Source organism: Promicromonospora kroppenstedtii (assembly GCF_044389675.1).
Lineage (GTDB): Bacteria > Actinomycetota > Actinomycetes > Actinomycetales > Cellulomonadaceae > Promicromonospora > Promicromonospora kroppenstedtii.
This window is the reverse complement of the sequence record NZ_JBIRYI010000005.1, coordinates 116,818-134,394: the sequence shown is the minus strand read 5'-3', so window position 1 is coordinate 134,394 and position 17,577 is coordinate 116,818. Positions and strand designations below refer to the sequence as shown.

Genomic DNA, 17,577 nt, shown 5'->3' with positions numbered 1-17,577 from the left:
GCCGATCCGGACCGCGGACCCACGTCGTTCCGCGCCGCGGCGTGTTGGTCATCCGCGCGCCAGTGTCGGGGCGACGGCGCCCTCGATGATCCAGGCTCGGCCGAGAGCGTCTCGTCGGAAGCCTTCGCCCCAGGCGAGGCGGTCGCCGGCCAGGCTCGCCCTCTCGGAGCCGCTCGGGAACCGTGCGACGTCCGGGCCGTCGTACCCGGAAGCTGTACGCGTGGCGCGGTACAGGTAGGCCGGCCCTTCCGGGTCGTCGTCGTCCGCGCTGTTCCACAGGAGCAGGCCGCCCGAGGCGCGCAGCCCGTTGACGCTCTCGTCGTCAGCCCGCACGATGCTGTGCGTTCCGTCGCGCCGGTCGAAGACGAAGAGAGTGGTTCCCTTTTCTTCGGACACGGTCGTCCATGCGACGAGGTCGTCCGAGACGGCGACCTCCGTGATCTGGTCCGTCACCCCGTGGTCGATCGAGAACAGCGCCGTGGAGCCGGACAGGTTCCCGCCGGCCGGGCTGTCCAGCAGCCAGATCGTCGTCGTTCGGGTGTCGCCGGACCCCGGTTCCAGCACGGCTGCGACGACCTCGTTGTCGTCGGCCGCGAAAGCCGTGACGGGGTCCGCCAGCACCACTGGCGTCCCAGGGTCGTCGATGGTCGTGCTGAGCAGTCGCGGCTCGTCCTCCGTCGCCCCGTCCGTCCACAGTGCGTGGTCGCGGGTGAGAGCGACTTCCCACACGTACCCTTCGTACGTGGCGAGCGTCCTCGGCACCGCCCCGGCCCGGGTGGTGCGGATCTGACTGGTGCGTGTGGCGCCCTCCCCACCGGTCGTCTCGCCCCACACCACCCGCGCGCCCCGTGCGGCGACGTCGTACGGCACCAGCATCACGTCGTCGATCGTGTCGGTCGGGATCGACTCGGTCGGTCCGTCGCTCCGGTGGGCATTGGCACGGACGAAGGCGCCTTCGATCGTGTTGTTGCCGGGCCTCAGCTCGCTGGCGGCGGCCCAGATGTCCCCGCTCTCGGCGAGCCCGTCGAGCAGCGGCATCTGCTCGCCCCCGTCGTCAGTGACGGGCCTTCCCGTCCGCTCGTCGAACCGCCCGGGTGTGACCCTCTCGGTGCGGACGTCGTAGCAGGTCACCGGGCGTGCGTCGGTCAGATCGACCACCACGGATCCTTCGAACGGGCCGATGTCGCCCGGCTCGGCGGCCCGCACCGGCGACGGCGCGGGCAGCTCCTCCGGGCACGGGAGCGGGGTGCTGCCTGCCAGGTCCACCACCGCGGACGGCCGGGGCTCCGTCCGCGGGACAGGTCCGAAACCGTCGGTGGGTCCGTCGTCGAGCAGGCGGGCGATCAGGTCCCCGCCCGGCAGCACCACCGGCCCGATCCCGGGCAGCGGCACCGGCCCGCGGGTCAGCACCCCGAGCACCACCAGGAGCACCACGCACGCCGCCCCGACCACCTGACCCGTCCGGCGTCGCCGCAGCGCGGCGCGGCTCCGGTCGAGCACGGCCTGCTCGTCGACGACCACGGGCTCGACCACCTCGGCCTGCGCCACCAACAGGTCCCGCAACCGGGCCAGCCCGCGCGAGTTCGCCGCCTTGACCGTCCCGACGGCGATCCCGAGCTCCCGGGCGACCTCCGCCTCCGGCAGGTCCAGCAGGTGCCGCAGCACCACGACCCGCCTCTGGTTGACCGGCAGCAGCGCCAGCCCCCGGACCAGCTCGTCACGCAGCACCACCTGCCCGGCATGGTCCGACGCCGGAGCGACCGGGATCTTCTCGTCACCGGGGAACAACTCCCGGCGCCCGTGCCGCCACCCGTCGATCCGCAGGTTCACCAGGACCCGGCGGGCGTAGGCGCGCGCCGTGCCGGGCCGGACCTTGGCCCACGTGCGGTAGACCCGTTCGAACGTCGACTGGACCAGTTCCTCCGCCCGATGCCGGTCCCCGCACAGCAGGTACGCGGTGCGGTGCAGGTACGCGCTGGACTCCCGGACGAACGCGGTGAACTCCGCGTCGCGGGAACGCGCGACGGACACCCGCACGCCACCCGCCAGGTCCTCGCCCGATGGCTCGTTCGTCCACAGGTCGCTCACGTTCGTCCTGCCCTCATGCGTCATGCCACCCACTACGGGGAGTCCGGGTCAAAGGTTGCACGGTTCGCCCGGGGCGGCGGACCTGGCGCCCTCCTGCCGGGTCGCGCTCCCCGCTTGCCGGGCCCAGGATCGTCCACGTGCGCATCGCCACGTTCAACGTCCAGCACGGCCTCGGTCCCGACGGCCGCGTCGACAACGACCGGCTGGCTCAGGCCGTCGCCGCGCTCGACGCCGACGTCGTCGGGCTGCAAGAGGTGGACCGCGGGCAGGCGCGGTCCGGGGGAGCGGACCAGGCGGCGCTGTGCGCGGCGGCGATGGGCGCCGTCGACCACCGGTTCCGGCCTGCGCTCGCGGGCCCGTTCCGCTACCCCGGTGTCCGACGCCGCGCCCGACGCGCGGACCGGCCAGGCGCCCCCGGCTACGGTGTCGCGCTGTTGTCGCGGTTCCCGGTGCTGAGCTGGCACAGCGTGCTGCTCCCACCCGCGACGCCCTGGGTCTGGGGCCGGGTGCAGCTCGGCACCGACGAGCCGCGGGTGGCGCTCGCGGCCCGGGTCGACGCCCCGTCCGGCCCGGTCACCGTGGTGTGCACCCACCTGAGCGTGTACCGGTTCTCCGCTGTCGGCCGGGCGGCCGGGATGGTGCGCCGCGCCGTCGGCTACCGCCTGGGTGCCCCCGGCGAGCGGCAGGCGGAGCACCAGGTGGACTACCTGCGCCGGCGGCTCGTGGGGCTGCCGCGTCCTCTGGTGCTGCTGGGCGACTTCAACCTGCGCGGATCCGTCCCGGCCGACCGCACGGGCTGGCGCCCGCTCGGGATCGGCGACACGTTCCCGCGCCACGACCCGCGGTTCCAGATCGACCACGTGCTGCTGGACGACGACGCGGGCGCCCGGGCCGACGCCGCGGCCGGCGCCCCTGTTCCCGCCGCCGTCGGGCGGGTCGTGGACACCGGCGTCTCGGACCACCGCGCACTGGTCGTGGACGTGGCCTTCTAGACGTGCCCGCCGTCGGCCTCCCCGCCGTCAGCCCACGAAGACGCAGAACGGGTGACCCATCGGGTCGCCGAACACGTACAGCGGCTCCTCCGGGTCGTCGGACCGGTCATGGAGCAGCGTCGCGCCGAGCGCGAGGGCGTGGTCGCGGGCCGCGACCAGCGCGTCGACGTCCGGAACCGTGGTGTCGAGGTGGAGCTGCTGCGGGATGCCGGACTCGGGCCAGGTGGACCTCGGCAGGTCGTCGACCTGTTGGAACGCGAGCTGTACGCCGTCGTCGTTGCGCAGCACCAGCCAGTCGCCGCCGTTGTGGTCGGGTTCGCCCTCCGGCGGAGGCTCGTCGCCGGGGCGGTACGTGAGCCCGAACAGCTCCCGGTAGAACTCGGCGAGAGCGCGGGCGTCCGTGGTGTCGAGCACCACCTGTCGGATGTGCGGGGTCATGGTGCCAGCGCACCACAAATCCGGCGCCGCCGCCGTCGAACGTAGAGGCTGCCGCCCTCGAACGTAGGGTTCGTCGGCGTCCGAGCGCGCAGAGAGCGACGAAGCCTACGTTCGACGGAAACAGACGTGCCCCGCGGGATCCGGGGGGAGACACCGGATCCCGCGGGGCGGGCTGACGCGGTGCGTCAGGCGGCCTCGGCGTACGCGCGGTAGCTGACCGCGGGCCGCGGCGCGGGCGCGTGGTCGACGAGGTGGTCCGGGACGTGGTCGGGGGCCACGTCGGAAACGGTGTCCTCGACGGCCCGCAGCGCGGCCGCCTCCCTGGCGACACGCTCCTTGGCGGAGCGCTTCTTGCCGCGCACCACGGTGAACACCGCGTTCACGCCGATCAGGAGGGCGGCCATGTTCGATGCGGCGGACGGCCAGATGCCGTTGGCGGCGGCCACGCTGAGCAGGGTCACAGCGGCCAGCATGTTGGTCCCCTGGAACGCGAGGGAGTCGGCGCTCCAGCGCCCGCGGCTGACCATGGCATAGGCCACGAGGCCGGCGATAGCGCCAACCCAGCCGAGGACGGTGACGACCAGCATGAGGGACATGATGAAACTCCTGGGGCAACTGCTCGAAACGATTCGAGGAAGTGGCGGAGGCCGAGATGTGGCGTCCAAGGGGGAAGGGGTGGCCGGCGGTCCGGGAGGAGCTGGGTCCGGCCGCTGCCAGGGTCAATCATGAGTCACTCGCGCCTTCAGCACAATCGAATGTTTGTGACTCCGGGATGTAGCATCGCTACATGGCCACTGACCCGCGAAGACTCGCTTTCCTCCTTGCCGTGCACCGTGCCGGCGGGGTGCTCGCGGCGGCCGACCTGCTGCACGTGACGCCGTCGGCGGTGTCGCAGCAGATCGCCCGGCTGGAGGCCGAGGAGGGCATCGACGTGCTGGACCGCGGGCCCCGCGGCGTGACCCTCACGCCCGCCGGCCGGGTGCTCGCCGAGGCGGCCGAGCGCATCGAGGCAGAGCTGGTCCAGGCCCGGCAGGCCGTGGCCGCCCTGGAGGGCGAGCTCACGGGCCGGATCTCGATCGGGTCCATCCAGACGGCGATCCGTACCGTCATCGCGCCCATGCTCGTCTCGCTCGTCGAGCGGCACCCGCACATCGAGGTCGACGTGCAGGAGTACGACCCGATCGAGTCCGTGCGCCGGCTGCGGGCCGGTGACCTGGACGCCGTCGTGCTGGAGCGCGACGTGGCCGTCGACGCCCCGGCGCCGCGCGGCGCGCACGACGTGCCGTTGCTCGACGAGCCGTGGCGCATCGTGGTGCCCACCAGCCTGCCCGAGCCCGAACGGCTCGACGACCTCGCCACGCTCGCCTGGGTGGGCCCGCAGGCGGAGTCGGCGGCCGAGCGTGCGCTGAGCCGGCTGGCCGCCCAGCTCGGCACCACGTTCGAGACCCGTCACGCGTACAACGACTTCGACACCGCCATCTCGCTGGTCGCCGCGGGTCAGGGCGTCGCGATGCTGCCCGCGCTGGCCCTCCAGCGCGAGGTGCCGGACAACGTCGTCGTCGTGTCGCTCGCCGGGCTCGGCTCGCGCCGGCTGGTGGTGCGGCACCGCCAGAACCGGCACGAGCCCGGCCCGATCGTCCGTGCGGTGGTGGACGAGATGGTCCTCGCGGCCCGCGAGATCGACCTGGGGTAGCGGCGGCTACGATGTCCGCATAACTGAACATCTTCAACGGCTCTGGCTCGCTCAGCCGACCAGGACCGTGCCGCCAGAACCGCGGCGGGAGAGTCCGGCCCCGCGCCGTCGTCGTCCAGACGCCGCGCGAACCGGCGCCGAAGGAGCAAGTTCCTCCCCGGGAATCTCTCAGGCCCCCGTACCGCCGCGGTGAGGCAACTCTGGAAAGCGAGCTTCCGACGTCGGGCAACCGGCGCGGGGCTCCACCGACGGTGCAAGCCGGCGCGTCCCGCCCTCCTCCCCGACGTCCGGGAGGGAACACGACGGACCGGCAAAACTCTCAGGTCGACGCGTGCCCGCGAGCGGGCAGGAGTCCGATGACAGAGCGGGGAGGGACCGCAGTCGTCCCCACGCCCTCGGACAGCCAGGAGCCCGCCGTGAGCACGCCCCACCATTCCGACGTCTTCGACCCCGACGTCTTCGCCGACCGGCATCTCGGCCCGCGCGGCCGCGAGGTTCGCACCATGCTGGACCAGCTCGGCATCGACACGATGGACACCCTCGTCGACCGGGCCGTCCCCAAGGCGATCCGCACCCAGGCGCCGCTGGACCTGCCCGCCGCCCGCACCGAGGCCGAGGTGCTCGCCCACCTGCGCGAGCTCGCGGGCAAGAACCAGGTCAAGACCCAGATGATCGGGCAGGGCTTCTACGGCACGCACACACCCGCCGTCATCCGCCGCAACGTGCTCGAGTCGCCCGCCTGGTACACGGCCTACACGCCGTACCAGCCGGAGATCAGCCAGGGCCGCCTGGAGGCCCTGCTCAACTTCCAGACCGCGGTCGAGGACCTCACGGGCCTCGAGATCGCGAACGCCTCCCTGCTCGACGAGGCCAGCGCCGTGGCCGAGGCCGTCGCGCTGATGTGGCGCGCCTCGCGCGCCAAGGAGGGCTACGTCGTCCTCGACGCCGACCTGTTCGGTCAGTCGCTCGCCGTGGCGCGAGGCCGAGCCGAGGCGATCGGCCTCCCGGTCGTCGTCGCGGACCTCTCGAACGGCCTCCGGGCAGGCCTGCCCGCCGAGCTGCCGGCCGGCCAGCTGGTCGGCGTCGTGCTGCAGCAGGCCGGGGCGTCCGGCCGGGTGCTCGACGCCCGCGCCGTCGTCGCCGAGGCCAAGGAGGCCGGCGCGCTCGTCACCGTCGCCACCGACCTGCTCGCCCTGACGCTCCTGGTCAGCCCCGGTGAGCTCGGCGCCGACATCTCCGTGGGCTCCGCACAGCGCTTCGGCGTCCCGCTGTTCTACGGCGGCCCGCACGCCGCGTACATGGCCGTGAAGAAGGGCCTGGAGCGGCAGCTCCCGGGTCGCCTGGTCGGCGTCTCGATCGACGTCGACGGCGCCGCCGGCTACCGCCTCGCGCTGGCCACCCGCGAGCAGCACATCCGCCGCGAGAAGGCCACGAGCAACATCTGCACCGCCCAGGCGCTGCTGGCCATCGTCGCCAGCATGTACGCGGTCTACCACGGCCCCGAGGGGCTCCGGGCGATCGCGACTCGCGTGCACGGGTACGCGCTGTCTCTCGCCGAGGGCCTTCACGCCTCAGGCGTCGAGGTCGAGCACGACGTCTTCTTCGACACGGTCCGCGCCGTGGTCCCGGGCAGGGCCCGCGAGATCGCCCGCGCCGCGGCCGACGCCGGGTACAACCTGTTCGTGCCGGACGCCGACCACGTGCAGATCAGCACCGACGAGACCACCACGGCACGGGACGTCGCGGCAGTGCTCGCCGTGTTCTCGGACGAGCCCTTCGAGGTGTCCGGCCCGGTCCTCGACCCAGCCCTGCCGGCGCAGATGGTCCGCACGACCTCGTACCTCCAGCACCCGATCTTCCACAGCCACCGCTCCGAGACCAGCATGCTGCGCTACCTGCGCAAGCTCTCGGACAAGGACCTGGCGCTCGACCGCACCATGATCCCGCTGGGCTCCTGCACCATGAAGCTCAACGCGACCGCCGAGATGGAGGCCATCTCCTGGCCGGGCTTCGCGGACATCCACCCGTACGCCCCCGCCGACCAGACGCAGGGCTACACCGAGCTCGTCACCGCGCTGGAGGCCCAGCTCGCTGAGATCACCGGCTACGCCGCCGTCTCCGTGCAGCCCAACGCCGGCAGCCAGGGCGAGTTCGCCGGCCTGCTCGCGATCAAGGGCTACCACGCCTCGCGCGGCGAGGAGAGCCGCGACATCGTGCTGATCCCGGCCTCCGCGCACGGCACCAACGCGGCGTCGGCGGCGCTCGCGGGCCTGCGTGTCGTGGTCGTGGCCACGGCCGACGACGGCGAGATCCTGCTCGACGACCTGCGCGCCAAGCTCGACCAGCACGGCCCCCAGGTCGCCGGGATCATGATCACCTACCCGTCCACGCACGGCGTGTACGAGGAGCACGTGCGTGAGGTCTGCGACCTGGTGCACGAGGCCGGCGGCCAGGTGTACATCGACGGTGCCAACCTGAACGCGCTGGTGGGCCTCGCCAAGCCGGGCGAGTTCGGCGGCGACGTCTCGCACCTGAACCTGCACAAGACGTTCTGCATCCCGCACGGCGGCGGCGGCCCGGGCGTGGGCCCGGTCGCGGTGGCCGAGCACCTCGTGCCCTTCCTCCCGGGCGACCCGACGCCGGGTCTCGGGCAGGGCGACGCCGGCGCGGCGGGCATCCCCGTGGCCTCGACGCGCTACGGCTCCGCCGGCATCCTGCCGATCTCGTACGCCTACGTGGCCCTGATGGGCCCGGACGGGCTGACCGAGGCGACCAAGGCCGCCGTCCTCACCGCCAACTACGTGGCGAGCCGGCTCGACCCGCACTTCCCCGTGCTCTACACCGGCCCGAACGGCCTGGTGGCGCACGAGTGCATCCTCGACCTGCGCAAGATCACCGCCGAGACCGGCGTGACCGCGGAGGACGTCTCCAAGCGCCTCATGGACTACGGCTTCCACGCTCCGACGCTCGCGTTCCCGGTGCCGGGCACACTCATGGTGGAGCCCACGGAGTCGGAGGACCTGGCGGAGCTCGACCGGTTCGTCGACGCGATGATCGCCATCCGCGGCGAGATCGACGCCGTCGCGGCCGGCCGCTGGACCGCCGAGACCTCGCCGCTGCGCGGTGCGCCGCACACGGCGGCGTCGGTCATGACGGACGAGTGGGACAAGCCCTACTCGCGCGAGCTGGCCGCGTTCCCCGTGGCGTCGCTCCGCGGGAACAAGTACTGGCCCCCGGTGCGCCGCATCGACGGTGCCAAGGGCGACCGCAACCTGGTGTGCTCGTGCCCGCCGGTCGAGGCCTTCGCCGAGTGACCTGTCAGAACACGCCGCCCGTGTCAGACGTACGGGCCACTCGGGTGGCCTGTACGTCTGACGCGTCGCCGACGAGAGGATTGATCCATGGGTGAGGACCGCAAGACCCCGCTCCACGACGAGCACGTGGCGCTCGGAGCGTCGATGACGCCGTTCGGTGGCTGGCTCATGCCGCTGCGCTACACCTCCGACCTGGCCGAGCACCGCGCGGTGCGTGAGGCCGCGGGCCTGTTCGACCTGTCGCACATGGGCGACATCAGCGTGACCGGGCCGGACGCCGCGGCGTTCCTCGACCACGCACTGGTCGGGTACATCTCGAAGGTCCGCGAGATGGGCGCGCGCTACTCGATGATCTGCGCCGAGGACGGCAGCGTGCTGGACGACCTGATCGTCTACCACAACGCGCCCGGCGAGTACTCGGTCATCGCCAACGCGTCCAACGCCGAGCTGGTGCTGGCAAAGCTCCAGGAGCGCACCGCCGGGTTCGACGTGGTGCTCAAGGACGTCCAGCCCGGCCAGGCGCTGATCGCCGTGCAGGGTCCGCGGGCCGAGGAGATCATGCTCGCCACCGCGGGCCTGGTGGAGGACGCCGAGATCTCGGGCGGCACCGCGTTCGCCGACCTCAAGTACTACGCGTGCATGGGCATGCGGTTCGAGGGCGAGCCCGTGCTCGTGGGCCGCACCGGGTACACGGGCGAGGACGGGTTCGAGATCTGGGTCTCCGCCGACAAGGCGGTCGCGCTGTGGCGCGCGTTCCTCGCCGCCGGCGAGCCCCTCGGGCTGGTCCCGGCCGGGCTCTCGGCCCGCGACTCGCTGCGCCTCGAGGCCGGCATGCCGCTCTACGGTCACGAGCTCGACACCACCACGACGCCGTTCGAGGCGGGGATGGGCCGCGTGGTGCGGCTCGACAAGGCGACCGAGGACGGCACGCCGATCCCGTTCGTGGGCCGGGAGGCCCTGGCCGCCCGCAAGGAGTCGGCGCCCGCGCGCGTGCTCGTCGGGCTGCGCGGCGAGGGGCGGCGCCCCGCCCGCGCCGACTACGAGGTGGTGCAGCGCGGCGTCGGCACCGAGGTGGGCGCCGTCGTGGGCCGCGTGACGTCCGGCGCGCCGTCGCCCACGCTCGGCTACCCGATCGCGATGGCATACGTGACGCCCGAGGTGTCGGCCGAGGGCACCGAGCTCGCCGTCGACGTGCGCGGCCGGGCCGAACCGTTCGTGGTCGTGCCCATGCCGTTCTACCGTCGTCCCCAGAACTGACCTACACGCAAGGAGCTTTCATGGCTGACTTCCCCGAGAACCTGAAGTACACCACCGAGCACGAGTGGCTGGACCAGTCCACCCCCGCAGTCATCGGCGTGACCGACGTCGCGGCCGAGGCGCTCGGCGACGTCGTCTATCTGGAGCTGCCCGAGGTGGGCGCCACGATCGAGGCGGGCTCCGTGGTGGGCGAGATCGAGTCCACCAAGTCCGTGTCCGAGCTCTACTCCCCGGTGAGCGGCACCGTCACCGAGGTGAACTCGGAGGCCGTGGACAACCCGGAGATCGTCAACCAGGACCCGTACGGCAAGGGCTGGCTCTTCAAGGTCGAGGTGACGGGCGCGGGCGAGCTGCTCTCCGCGGCCCAGTACGCGGAGCACACCGGGAGCTGACCGATCCCGGGCCGGCTGGTCCTTCGGGCGAAACCGCCCTCCGACGTGCACTTTCATGCGCTTGGGGGGCGGTTTTGGTCTCGGAAGGATAACGGTCAAGAAGTTCTTGCAGAACCGCGTCATGAATCTGCGTCGGCGAAGTCCTTCTCATAGCAGCAACCGTAGGCCGGAACCCCAGAACCGGCCGCTGTGTGGAGGAAAACGATCATGACCGCGATGACCCTTGACCACCGTCTCCCCAGCCTCACTCGTCGTGAGCGGGTGATCCTGGCGAACCTCACCGAGGACGCCACTCTCGAGCAGATCGCTCGACGCCTGTACGTCACCCGCAACACGGTGAAGACGCAGGTCCGCAGCGTGTATCGCAAGCTCGGCGTGTCCTCGCGCGCGGAGGCGATCGCCAAGGCGAACGAGTTCGAGATCGTCGCCTGACACACGCAGCTCACCGACGACGGCGCCATTCCCCAGAGGCGCCGTCGTCGTGCTGTGTCCGGGTGGTGGTGAGCCGCAGGGCCGCCACCATCCGGCCGGTGGGAGACTGCTCCGCATGCAGGAGACCCTCATCGACGTGGTGGCCGCCGCGATCGTGGACCACCTGGACCGCCCGACCCGGCTGCTCGCCGCCCGTCGGTCCGCGCCGGAGTCCCTCGCCGGCCGATGGGAGCTCCCCGGCGGCAAGGTGGAGCCGGGCGAGACGCCGCTCGACGCGCTGCGCCGGGAGCTCGCCGAGGAGCTCGGCGTACGGGTCGCTGTGGGCACCGAGGTGCCCGGACCCGCCGACGGCGCGTGGCCCATCACGGCCCGGCACCGGATGCGGGTGTGGTTCGCGCTGTCGGAGCGTGGCACCCCGGAACCGCTCCAGGATCACGACGAGCTGCGCTGGCTGACGGCGGCCGAGCTCGACGACGTGCCCTGGTTGCCCGGCGACGTGCAGATCGTGCGCGCCCTGGCGCCCTACCTCGCGCCGAGGTAGCGGGCCCCGAGGAGAGCGGACGCTCAGCGCGCGCCCGCGCCCACGTTCCTGCGCCCGCGGGCCGCAGCGACGCGGTGCCCCAGCGGCACGAACGCGCCGTCCATCAGCACCGGCACGACGTCGGTGGCATCCACCTCGGTGGCGATCGTGACGTCGTCGGCGAACCCGGAGTCGAGCAGCTCGCGGCCGCTCGCCGTGCCGCCCACGGAGTCGGCGATGTCCTTGGTGCCCTTCCACAGCGTGACCGTGGCCTCGGTCTCGGGGGAGATGCTCACGTCGGGCAGCATCGAGGTGAGCCGCGAGGCGATGGAGCCCACGGCCAGGTAGTCCTCGAGCGCGGGGCGCAGCGTGTCGTCGGGCCAGCGCTCGCCCACCGGCACGAGCACCACGTCGTGCCGCTCGGACGCGTCCAGGTGCGCGGCCGCGAGGCCGGCGACGGCCTTCGCGTTGCGCAGGCTGCCCGCGACGATCAGGGCGCCGCGGTTCGCGATGGTGTGGCAGATCTGGGCGGCGCTCGGGGACGGGATGACGAGACGCTCGGCGTCCAGGTCCTGCAGCGACGCGGGCGAGATGCTGATGCCGTCCTCCCACCGCGGGCCGGCGAGGGCGGCGCGCATGGTGCGCGCAAGCCGTGCCGCCCCGGCGGGGTCGTGGTACGGGAACGGGTACACGCCGGCGCCCTGTTCGCAGGCGACGGTGACCGTGGTCGAGAAGGAGAGCACGTCCACGACGACCACGAGCGACGAGCGCGCATCGGTGGCGGTGAGGGCGAGAGCACCTGAGATGCCCCAGTCCGTGCGCACACGGGCAGGACGCTGGTCGAAGGCCGGGGACGTGTTTGCCACGAAGGCATCGTAGTGTCACCCGAACTCGCCCATGTTTCGCGTTCAGTGAACAACGTTGCGATTCGGGTGATATTCACACATTGGTCGTTGGGTCATAACCTCGCCGCGCAAGCCTGCCGCAGTCCGCTCCCCCCCGATTCCCCAGAAGGAACGAGCATGCGACCAGACATGTCATCGGTGCGCCCGAAAAAGCCGCGAGGAATTGTCACCAAAGCGCTGACCTGCACAGTTACCGCGGCATTTCTTGTCGCGCCGAGCGGCGCCGCGTTCGCGGCGCCGCTCCTGGCCCCCGAGGACGTGCCGCGCGACGCCTCCGCGCTGAGCGCTCCGGTGCCCTTCGCGAACGCTCCGCTCGTCTCCGGCGCGTCAGCCGAGAAGTCCGGAGAAGTCACCCCGCTGGACCTCGACGACAACGGCACGGCGATCGTCACGCGCCGCGAGGAGCGCCGGATCGCGCCCGGTCTGGAGCTCACCCGGTTCGCCCGGCTGGGGGAGAACGGCTGGCTCAGCGGCGAGGTGCTCGTCGCGGACCTCGGCGCCCCGGGCGCCGACGGCGTCGTCCCGAAGGGCAAGGTGCAGGTGGGCTACGTGGGCCCGGAGCACGTGGCCGGGAACGCGACGGTCTCGCAGATGGCGGCCGCGCGCGGCGCCATCGCCGCGATCAACGGCGACTACTTCGACATCAACAACTCGGGCGCCGCCCTCGGAGCGAGCGTCGACGACGGCAGGCTCCTCAAGTCGGCGTCCCCGGGCCGCGAACGTTCGGTCGTGATCGGGTCCGACCCTTCAGGCTCAGGGCAGCGCGCCGTCGGGCGGTTGGCGCAGATCTTCCTGGAGGGCTCGGTGAGCTGGGCCCCGGCTGACGACGGCGCGCGCACCGAGGTGCCGGTCAGCGGCCTGAACGTCACCGCCGTGCCGCCCGGCGGCGTCGCCGTGTTCGACGCCGGATGGGGCACCTTCACCCGCACGCGGCCCCTGGCCGCGGGTGAGCAGGGCATCGAGGTGACGGTCTCGGCGGACGGGACCGTGACCACCGTCGGGCAGCCGGCAGGCGGGCAGCTGCCGGACGGGACACGCGCCGTCGTCGCGCGGCCCGGGGCCGCGGCCGACGCGCTCGCGACCCTGCGCCCGGGCGACCGGATCGACCTGGCGTACGGCCTGCGGGAGGACGCGGGCGACGTCGCGGTCGCCATCGGCGGCGGCGTCGAGGACCCGCTGCTGGAGGACGGCGAGGTCACCTCCGCGACCGGCGACCACGTGGAGCTGCGCCACCCGCGCACCGCGGTGGGCTTCGACGAGTCCGGCACCCGCGCGTACTTCGTGGTGGTCGACGGCCGCCAGACCCACAGCATCGGCATGAACCTGTACGAGCTCGGAGGTCTCATGGCCCAGCTCGGCGCCGACGACGCGATCAACCTCGACGGCGGCGGCTCCTCCGAGATGGTCGCCCGGCTGCCGGGGGACGCCGCCAACACCATCCTGAACAGCCCGTCCGACGGGTTCGAGCGGGCCGACGCGAACGGCCTCGGCCTGTACGTCCCGGCCGGCTCGGGCCGCGTCGCCGCGTACGACGTGCGCACCACGGTCCCGGCCGACGACGCGGACCGCGTCTTCCCCGGCCTGCACCGCACGCTGGTCGGCAAGGGATACGACGACACGATGGGCCCCGTCGCGACCGAGCCGTCCTCGTGGCGCGCCCGCGACGGCGCAGTCGCCTCGGTGCGCGACGGCGTGGTGACCGGCCGCAGGGCGGGCAGCACCACCGTGACCGCGGCGTCCCTGAGCCGCTGGGGCCTGGCCACCGGCACCACCGAGGTCGAGGTGCTGGGTGACCTCGTCCGCACGGGCGTGGACACCCCGGTCGTCGGGCTGGAGGACGCGGACGCGACCGCGCCGCTCGTCCTGACCGGTTACGACGCGCAGGGCTTCACCGCGCCGATCGAGGCGCGGGACGTCACGGTGACGGCCGTCGAGCCGGGCGAGCCCCGGATCGCCGGGGTGCGCGCGACCCGCGAACCGGTCGCCGAGCTCGTCCCGGCCGCCGACGGCTCCTTCGAGGTCCGCGCGCTCGCCGAGGTGGGCGGCACCACCTTCGAGCTGTCGGTGCCCGGACCCGACGGGACGCCGCTGACGACCCGTGTGGCGGTGACGGTCAGCCTGGAGGAGGACGTCGTCGCCGACTTCGCCGACGCGGCCTCCTGGACCTCGGCGAACGACCGCGCGCCGGGCGGCACCCTCGCCCCCGCGGCCGGGCACGACGGTGCGGCCGGACTGCGCATGACCTACGACTTCACGCGGTCCACGGCCACGCGCGGCCAGTACGCGGTGCTGCCCGAGTCCGCGGCGGGCGGCCGCGAGCTACCCGGCGCACCGCGCGCGGTGACCATGTGGGTCGACGGCGACGGCCACGGCGCCTGGCTGCGGCTCCAGGTGCGGCAGGGCGACGGCGTCGTCACGCAGCTCGACGGGCCGGAGGTCACCTGGACCGGCTGGCGGCAGGTCACCTTCCCGGTGCCCGACGGCGTCGCGTTCCCTCTGAAGCTGCAGCGTGTGCGCGCGCTGGAGACCACGGCGGGCGAGCAGTACACGGGCGCGCTCACGCTGTCCTCGATCGCCGCCCAGGTGCCGCCCGCGGTGGACGCGCCCGAGGCACCCCGGGTCGAGGACGCGGTCGTGGCCGCCGACGGCGGCACCGACGACGCGCCCCTGCGGGTCGCCGTGCTGTCCGACGCCCAGTTCGTCGCGCGCGACCCGGAGTCGGGTGCGGTGGCCGGGGCCCGGTCCGCGCTCCGCGAGATCGTCGCCGACGGCCCCGACCTGCTGGTCATCAACGGCGACCTGGTGGACGAGGCCGCGCCCGAGGACTTCGACCTCGCACGGCGCGTCCTGACGGAGGAGCTCGCCGACGCGGACTTCCCCTGGTACTACCTGCCGGGCAACCACGAGGTGATGGGCGGCTCGATCGCGAACTTCGAGGAGGAGTTCGGCGAGCGCACCCGCGTGCTCGACGTCCCGACGCCGGGCCGGGCCGGCGGAACCACGCGCCTGGTCATGCTCGACTCGTCGGCCGGCCGCCTGGGCGCCGACTTCGCCCAGGTCCGGATGCTGCGCGAGGCGCTCGACGACGCCGCGACCGACCGCGCCGTCACCGGCGTCGTGGTGTTCGCGCACCACCCGCTCGACGACCCGCTGCCGACCAAGGCCAGTCAGCTCACCGACCGGCTGGAGGCCGACACGCTGCGCGGCTGGTTCGAGGACTTCGAGGAGAGGTCCGGCAAGTCGGTCGCGTCGGTGGGCTCCCACGTGGGCGTCTTCCACGCGAGCACGCAGGACGGCGTGCCGTACCTGGTCAACGGCAACTCCGGGAAGAGCCCGGCGAGCACCCCGGCCGACGGCGGGTTCACGGGGTGGTCGATGCTGGGCGTGCGTCCGGCGGCGGGCAAGTCGTCGAGCGGCGGCCGCCGGCCCGCCGACCCGTGGCTCACCTGGGAGGTCAACACGCGCGCCGAGCAGGTCACGCTCTCCGGGCCGGAGTCGCTGCGGGTGGGCGGCTCCGCGCCGGTGAGCGCCGTCGTCGTGCAGGACGGGTCCCGCGAGGTGCCCGTGGCGTGGCCGGTCTCCGCGAGCTGGGGTGGCCCCGGCGTGTGCGTGACCGATGAGCAGGGCCGTGCCGCCCTGCGGGAGTGCTCCCGCCGCGCGGCGCTCGCGCTCGACCCCGCAACCCACGAGCTGACCGCCCTGCGCCCGGGGCGCGCCACCGTGACCGTCACGGTCAACGGGACGCGCGGCGAGCTCATGGTCACGACGAGCCGGTAGATTTACCTCATGAGCAACTTCGAGGTGGCCCGCAGGCAGAAGCAGGAGCCCACGGCGGCGCTGGTGGTTCGCTTCATCGTGTGCTTCGCCCTGTTCCTGGGCGGGTTCGCGCTGATGGCCGTCGGCTCGATCGGTGACGCTGCGTCGTCGCCCTACCTGTTCGTCGGCGGCATCCTCGCCGTCGGCCTGTCGTTCGGCCTGCCGATGATCGGCGCCACCGAACGATAGAAGCACGCGCAGCGCCCGCCCGGTCCCTGACCGGGCGGGCGCTGCCGCATCTCCGTACCCACGACGGCGGCCCCGAGGCCTGCCGGAACAGGGCCGCAGCCGCGCGCTGCGGCCCTTTCTGCCGCCGCCGCGCCGAGCAGCCGAACCCTCGCGACACGCCGCGTCACCCGTTTGTCACAGGTTTGTTAGAACCATTGACAGATTATGACCCAAGTGAAAACGTGACCTGCACCACCACGAAGGAGAGGGACGGCAATGGCGCAGTACAAGAGGCTCGGCGGGATCATGGCGATCACGCTCGCCGCGACGACCGGACTGACGGCCTGCGGGTTCGGCGGGTCCACCGGGGAGGCGACCGGTGACGGCACGACTCTCGACCTGCTCGTCCCCAGCTACTCCGACGCCACCCAGGGGAACTGGGACGACGTGATCGCCGGGTTCGAGGAGGAGAACCCCGACATCGACGTGAACCTCCAGGTCGAGTCATGGGACAACCTCGAGTCCGTCATCGCCACCAAGATCCAGGGCGGCGACGCACCCGACATCTACAACGGCGGCCCCTTCGCCGGCTTCGCCGAGGACGAGCTGCTGTACCCGGTCGAGGACGTCACCTCCGACGAGACCTACGCCGACTTCCAGCCGACGTTCCTGGAGAACGCCCAGGTGGGCGGCACCACCTACGGCCTGCCGTTCATCGCGTCGGCCCGTGCCCTGTTCGTCAACGACGCGCTCCTGGAGGAGGCCGGCGCCGAGGTGCCCGCCACCTGGGACGAGCTGCTCGAGTCGGCCAAGAAGGTCTCCGACCTCGGCGGCGGCGTGGCCGGCTACGGCATGCCGCTCGGTTCGGAGGAGGCGCAGGCCGAGGCGGCGGTGTGGCTGTGGGGCGGCGGCGGCAGCTTCGGCGACGCCGAGTCCATCACGATCGACACCCCGGAGAACCTCGCGGGTGCCGAGTTCGTCAAGAAGATGATCGACGAGGGCGCCACGCAGGCCGACGCCGGCGCGACGGACCGCAGCCCGCTCTTCGACATCTTCGTGCAGGGCAAGGTCGGCATGCAGATCGGCCTGCCGCCGAGCGTCGGGCAGATCGAGTCCGACAACCCCGACCTGGAGTACTCCATCCACCCGATCCCCACCAAGGACGGCTCGCCGTTCACCCTGGGCGTCGCGGACCACCTGATGGCGTTCCAGAACGACGGCGACAAGCAGGAGGCCATCACCGCCTTCTTCGACTACTTCTACTCCGCCGACGTGTACGTGCCGTGGGTCCAGGCCGAGGGCTTCCTGCCTACCACCCTGTCGGGCTCGGAGCAGCTCGCCGGCGAGGAGGCCCTGGCGCCGTTCCTCGAGGTGCTGCCGGACGCGCAGTTCTACCCGAGCACCAACCCGGACTGGCAGGCCGCCGACTCCGCGTTCAAGGCGCTCTTCGGCCAGCTGGACGGCAAGAAGTCCGCCCAGGACGTCCTGACGGAGATCCAGGAGCAGGTCGACGCGGGCTGATGCCCGCACCGACCGCCGTGCCCGGCACGGCCTGCCACGAA

14 protein-coding genes and 1 riboswitch are annotated in these 17,577 nt (G+C 72.6%); of the genes, 10 read left to right on the top strand and 4 right to left on the bottom strand.

Annotated elements, in window-relative coordinates; all coding sequences use genetic code 11:
- Positions 1–48: 48 nt before the first annotated feature.
- Complete coding sequence (locus tag ACH47X_RS09790; protein ID WP_397403707.1) at positions 49–2,088, bottom strand: SigE family RNA polymerase sigma factor; 2,040 nt, start codon at positions 2,086–2,088, stop codon at positions 49–51.
- A 137-nt stretch (positions 2,089–2,225) separates the two neighbouring features.
- On the opposite strand from ACH47X_RS09790, the gene ACH47X_RS09785 reads away from it, so the two are divergent.
- Positions 2,226–3,080 (top strand): endonuclease/exonuclease/phosphatase family protein, encoded by an 855-nt coding sequence (locus tag ACH47X_RS09785; RefSeq protein WP_397403705.1) that lies wholly within the window; start codon positions 2,226–2,228, stop codon positions 3,078–3,080.
- 27 nt (positions 3,081–3,107) lie between these two features.
- Here the strand turns inward: ACH47X_RS09785 and ACH47X_RS09780 are convergent, their stop codons facing one another.
- Entirely contained in the window at positions 3,108–3,518 is a 411-nt protein-coding gene (locus ACH47X_RS09780) for a VOC family protein (RefSeq protein ID WP_397403703.1), read from the bottom strand.
- A 185-nt stretch (positions 3,519–3,703) separates the two neighbouring features.
- Positions 3,704–4,114 carry a hypothetical protein gene (locus tag ACH47X_RS09775; RefSeq protein WP_397403701.1) on the bottom strand — a complete coding sequence of 137 codons (411 nt, stop codon included), beginning with the start codon at positions 4,112–4,114 and terminating at the stop codon, positions 3,704–3,706.
- A gap of 191 nt (positions 4,115–4,305) precedes the next feature.
- On the opposite strand from ACH47X_RS09775, the gene ACH47X_RS09770 reads away from it, so the two are divergent.
- From ACH47X_RS09770 to ACH47X_RS09745, 6 genes are all read left to right on the top strand, one after another.
- On the top strand, positions 4,306–5,211 hold the full coding sequence (locus ACH47X_RS09770) for a LysR family transcriptional regulator (protein ID WP_377241769.1): 906 nt from the start codon (positions 4,306–4,308) through the stop codon (positions 5,209–5,211).
- Positions 5,212–5,286: 75 nt separating this feature from the next.
- A riboswitch (glycine riboswitch) is annotated at positions 5,287–5,405 on the top strand.
- 162 nt (positions 5,406–5,567) lie between these two features.
- A complete protein-coding gene (gcvP, locus tag ACH47X_RS09765) occupies positions 5,568–8,525 on the top strand; it encodes an aminomethyl-transferring glycine dehydrogenase (protein WP_397403699.1) in 2,958 nt (985 codons plus the stop codon).
- A gap of 87 nt (positions 8,526–8,612) precedes the next feature.
- The gene (gcvT, locus tag ACH47X_RS09760) at positions 8,613–9,782 is read left to right on the top strand and encodes a glycine cleavage system aminomethyltransferase GcvT (RefSeq protein ID WP_397403697.1); all 1,170 of its coding nucleotides are present in this window, start codon (positions 8,613–8,615) and stop codon (positions 9,780–9,782) included.
- A 20-nt stretch (positions 9,783–9,802) separates the two neighbouring features.
- Complete coding sequence (gene gcvH, locus ACH47X_RS09755; RefSeq protein WP_020013591.1) at positions 9,803–10,174, top strand: glycine cleavage system protein GcvH; 372 nt, start codon at positions 9,803–9,805, stop codon at positions 10,172–10,174.
- Between the two features lie 207 nt (positions 10,175–10,381).
- Positions 10,382–10,606 carry a helix-turn-helix domain-containing protein gene (locus ACH47X_RS09750; protein WP_026365353.1) on the top strand — a complete coding sequence of 75 codons (225 nt, stop codon included), beginning with the start codon at positions 10,382–10,384 and terminating at the stop codon, positions 10,604–10,606.
- A gap of 115 nt (positions 10,607–10,721) precedes the next feature.
- Positions 10,722–11,147 carry a (deoxy)nucleoside triphosphate pyrophosphohydrolase gene (locus ACH47X_RS09745; protein WP_397403694.1) on the top strand — a complete coding sequence of 142 codons (426 nt, stop codon included), beginning with the start codon at positions 10,722–10,724 and terminating at the stop codon, positions 11,145–11,147.
- A 23-nt stretch (positions 11,148–11,170) separates the two neighbouring features.
- On the opposite strand, the gene ACH47X_RS09740 is transcribed toward ACH47X_RS09745, so the two are convergent.
- On the bottom strand, positions 11,171–11,992 hold the full coding sequence (locus ACH47X_RS09740; protein WP_084467701.1) for a 2-phosphosulfolactate phosphatase: 822 nt from the start codon (positions 11,990–11,992) through the stop codon (positions 11,171–11,173).
- Between the two features lie 156 nt (positions 11,993–12,148).
- Here ACH47X_RS09740 and ACH47X_RS09735 point away from each other — a divergent pair, with 156 nt between their 5' ends.
- The 3 genes from ACH47X_RS09735 (at position 12,149) to ACH47X_RS09725 (ending at position 17,536) form a co-directional block, all read left to right on the top strand.
- Positions 12,149–15,808, top strand: a complete 3,660-nt coding sequence (locus ACH47X_RS09735) for a phosphodiester glycosidase family protein (protein ID WP_397403692.1) — start codon at positions 12,149–12,151, stop codon at positions 15,806–15,808.
- A gap of 9 nt (positions 15,809–15,817) precedes the next feature.
- Complete coding sequence (locus tag ACH47X_RS09730; protein WP_020013596.1) at positions 15,818–16,036, top strand: hypothetical protein; 219 nt, start codon at positions 15,818–15,820, stop codon at positions 16,034–16,036.
- 255 nt (positions 16,037–16,291) lie between these two features.
- Positions 16,292–17,536: an extracellular solute-binding protein gene (locus ACH47X_RS09725; RefSeq protein WP_397403689.1), complete on the top strand. Its 1,245-nt coding sequence runs from the start codon at positions 16,292–16,294 to the stop codon at positions 17,534–17,536.
- Positions 17,537–17,577 lie beyond the last annotated feature (41 nt).